This is a genomic window from Streptomyces phytophilus, from assembly GCF_013870535.1.
GTDB classification, from domain to species: Bacteria; Actinomycetota; Actinomycetes; order Streptomycetales; family Streptomycetaceae; genus Streptomyces; species Streptomyces phytophilus.
Map to the genome: position 1 here is coordinate 1 of NZ_JACBXC010000671.1, position 3,312 is coordinate 3,312.

Annotated in this window: 4 protein-coding genes; 2 read left to right on the forward strand and 2 right to left on the reverse strand. The window is 71.6% G+C overall.

The window, feature by feature from the left end; translation table 11 throughout:
• Together H5J30_RS23260 and H5J30_RS23265 are read right to left on the reverse strand one after the other, a co-directional pair.
• Window positions 1–956 (reverse strand): aldehyde dehydrogenase family protein (locus H5J30_RS23260; protein ID WP_181789328.1); only part of this gene is annotated, 956 nt, incomplete at its 3' end.
• A gap of 99 nt (window positions 957–1,055) precedes the next feature.
• Window positions 1,056–1,916 carry a helix-turn-helix domain-containing protein gene (locus tag H5J30_RS23265; protein WP_181789329.1) on the reverse strand — a complete coding sequence of 287 codons (861 nt, stop codon included), beginning with the start codon at window positions 1,914–1,916 and terminating at the stop codon, window positions 1,056–1,058.
• 284 nt (window positions 1,917–2,200) lie between these two features.
• Here H5J30_RS23265 and H5J30_RS23270 point away from each other — a divergent pair, with 284 nt between their 5' ends.
• Both H5J30_RS23270 and H5J30_RS23275 read left to right on the forward strand, forming a co-directional pair.
• On the forward strand, window positions 2,201–2,689 hold the full coding sequence (locus H5J30_RS23270) for an ATP-binding protein (protein WP_181789330.1): 489 nt from the start codon (window positions 2,201–2,203) through the stop codon (window positions 2,687–2,689).
• 65 nt (window positions 2,690–2,754) lie between these two features.
• Window positions 2,755–3,312: serine/threonine-protein kinase (locus H5J30_RS23275; RefSeq protein WP_181789331.1), on the forward strand; the 558-nt coding region annotated here is incomplete at its 3' end.

Below are 3,312 nucleotides of genomic sequence, written 5' to 3' on the forward strand. Positions count from 1 at the left end.
GGGTCGCCGACGGTCAGCGCGCCGGCCCTGGCGACGAACTTCTCCGCGAACTCCGCCAGCACCGCGCGGTCCACCAGCACCCGGTTGGCGGCCATGCAGACCTGCCCCTGGTGGGCGAAGCGGCTGAAGACGGCGGCGTCCACGGCGTAGTCGACGTCGGCGTCGGCGAGCACGACGATCGCCGAGTTGCCGCTCATCTCCAGCACGGTGCGCTTGAAGTGCCGGGCGGCGACGCCCGCGACGTGCCGGCCGGCCTCGGTGGAGCCGGTGAAGGACAGCACGCGCGGCACCGGGTGCTCGATGAAGGCGTCGCCGATCTCGGCGGTGTCGGTGACGACGACGTTCAGCAGTCCGGGCGGCAGCCCGGCGTCCTGGAGCAGCCACGCCAGCAGCGTGCCGCCGACGACGGGCGAGTAGCTGTGCGGCTTGAGCACCACGCCGTTGCCGAGCGCGAGCGCGGGCGCCACGGACTTCGCGGCCAGGAAGAGCGGGAAGTTGTACGAGCTGATGACGCCGACGACGCCCGCGGGCAGCCGGTAGACGCGGTTCTCCTTGCCGGGCGTCGGCGACGGCAGCACCCGGCCCTCGGCGCGCAGCGCGTACGACACGGACTCGCGCAGCACGTCCTTGGTGAGGGCGATCTCGAACGCGGCCTTCAGCCGCGTGCCGCCCAGCTCCGCCACGATCGCACGGGTGATCTCCTCCTCGCGCTCCTCGACGAGCCGCAGCGCCCGCTCGAAGACCAGCCGCCGTTCGTACGGCGAGCGCTCCGCCCAGAGCCGCTGCGCCCGCTCCGCCGCGCGGTAGGCGGCGTCCACCTCGGCGGCGGTCGCGACGGTGACGGCGGCGAGCTGCTCACCGGTGTACGGGTCGAGGTCGATGACGTCCCACGAGCCGGCGCCGGGGCACCACTTGCCGTCGATGTACTGCAGGGCCAGGTCGGAGAAGAGAGACATGAGCGAGGCTGCACCCCTGCGCACGGCGGACGGCGGGCACGGCTGTGACCGCTGACACGCCATCGTACTGGTGCGCGAAATGCACCGCCCGGTGCCTCCCTACACCTCCCGGATGAGCCGGTGCAGCAACTCCCGCGACTCGGCCTCGCCTTGGGCGGCGACGCGCAGCAGGTCCATGGCCTTCGTGTACGTCGCGACGTCCTCCGGCTTGTCCAGGTAGAGCGCGCTCGTCAGATGCTCCACGTACACGACGTCGGAGAGGTCCTCCTCCGGGAAGCTCAGGATCGTGAAGGCGCCGGAGTCGGGGGTGTGGCCGTGCTGCGCCAGCGGAATGATCCGCAGCGACACGTTCGGCATCTCGGAGGCGTCGAGCAGGTGCTGCAACTGCTTGCGCATCACCTGCCGGCCGCCGTACGGGCGGCTGATCGCGGCCTCGTCGAGCACCGCCTTCAGCTCGGCGGGGTGCTCGGCGTACAGCCGCTTCTGCCGCTCCAGCCGGGCGCCCACGCGCTTGTCCGCCTCGGCGGGCGAGATGGGCAGGCCCGCGGTGACGACGGCGTGCGCGTACTCCTCCGTCTGCAGCAGGCCGTGCACGAACTGGACTTCGTACACGTCGATCCCGGCGGCGGCCGACTCCAGTCCCACATAGGTGGGGAACCAGCCCGGCAGCACATCGCTGTAGCTGTGCCACCACCCGGCGGTGTTCGCCTCGCTGACGAGGCCGACGAGGGCGTCGCGCTCGGTCTGATCGGTCACGCCGTACAGCGTGAGCAGGTCCTCCACGTCTCGGCTCTTGAAACTCACCCGGCCCAGCTCCATCCGGCTGATCTTGGATTCCGAGGCCCTGATCGCGTATCCGGCGGCGTCGCGCGAGATCCCCTGCTCTTCCCGCAACCGTCTGAGCTGAGAGCCCAGCAGGATACGGCGCACGACCGATCCGCTTGATCCGTCCACGGCCATCGGAGCCCTCCACCCACCTCGGCGACATGGCACTTACAAAGGACATGGCACTACAAGCGCGCCCCCGGCGCCACCGGCCCATACTGCCACCACTCCGTATCATTGCGTGCCCGAACGGTTACCCAACCGAGAAAATCTTGCCGGGCAATGCCCATGAACCGGTAAGTTGCTAGACATTCCTCGCTCGTGCACGTGCATCTGCCCTTGCATCTGCCAAAGGCATTCGGAACCATGGGCATCCGCACGGTGACGACAGACACGCACGCGACTGGGGAGTGCCGCGCATGGGGACCGAAGCAGCAGCCGTGCTCGCGCCCTTATGGCGAGGGCTGCCCCCGCTCGACTCCGGCGCCGTCGACGGTGCCGCGTCCTGTGCGATATCCGGCAGCCACGAGTCCGTGAGCGGCGCGCGCGCCTTTACCCACACCACGTTGCGGCACTGGGAGCTGACCGACCTCAGCGACGATGTCGCACTGGTCGTCTCGGAGCTGGTCACCAACGCGCTCCGGCACGCCCTGAACGGCGGCTCCGGGCAGGACGCGGCGGTGCGGCTGCACCTGATGCGCTGGGCGTCCCGGCTGGTGTGCGCCGTACGCGACCCGAGCACCGCGAGTCCGGTGGCCGGGGTCGCCGACGTGGGCGCGGAGTCGGGGCGCGGGCTGTATCTCGTCGACTCCTTCAGCGACAGCTGGGGCTGGCACCCGCTGGACGGCGCGCTGCGGGGCAAGGTCGTGTGGGCCGTGTTCCACCTGCCGCCGCCCGCGGCGGACTGACGGCCGGTACGCGCACACCGACCGCCTGATCGGCCGACGGCCGCAGGCCGTTAGGCTCTCGAAGTATGAGCGGGGGGCCTGGGGCACTGATCGACGGGCGGTTCGAGCTGATCGAACGCCTCGGCAGCGGCGGCATGGGCACGGTGTGGCGCTCGCGCGACACGGTCCTGGAGCGCGAGGTGGCGCTCAAGGAGGTGCGGTCGCCGGATCCCGCCCACGACGCCCGGACCGTACGGGAACGGGTGCTGCGCGAGGCGCGCGCGCTGGCCCGGCTGAACCACCCCCACGTCGTCACCATCCACCACATCGTCGCCGCCGAGCCGCACCCCTGGCTCGTCATGGAGCTGGTGCCCGGTCCGAACCTCGGCGACCGGCTCGGCTCGGCGGGACCGCTGCCGCCCCAGGAGGCCGCGCGCCTGGGCCGCGACGTGCTCGCCGCGCTGACCGCCGCGCACGCCGCCGGCATCCACCACCGCGACGTCAAGCCCGCGAACGTCCTGCTGCGCCCCGGGGAGCCGCACGCGCGCGCCGTGCTCACCGACTTCGGCATCGCCGCGCTCGCCGGCTCCACCGCGCTCACCGCGACCGGCGAGGTCGTCGGCTCCCCCGAGTACGTGGCACCC

Bases quoted from the DNA above. Each gene is read 5' to 3' on its own strand.
- H5J30_RS23265 (WP_181789329.1), bottom strand. From the start codon at position 1,916: ATGGCCGTGGACGGATCAAGCGGATCGGTCGTGCGCCGTATCCTGCTG.
- H5J30_RS23270 (WP_181789330.1), top strand. From the start codon at position 2,201: ATGGGGACCGAAGCAGCAGCCGTGCTCGCGCCCTTATGGCGAGGGCTG.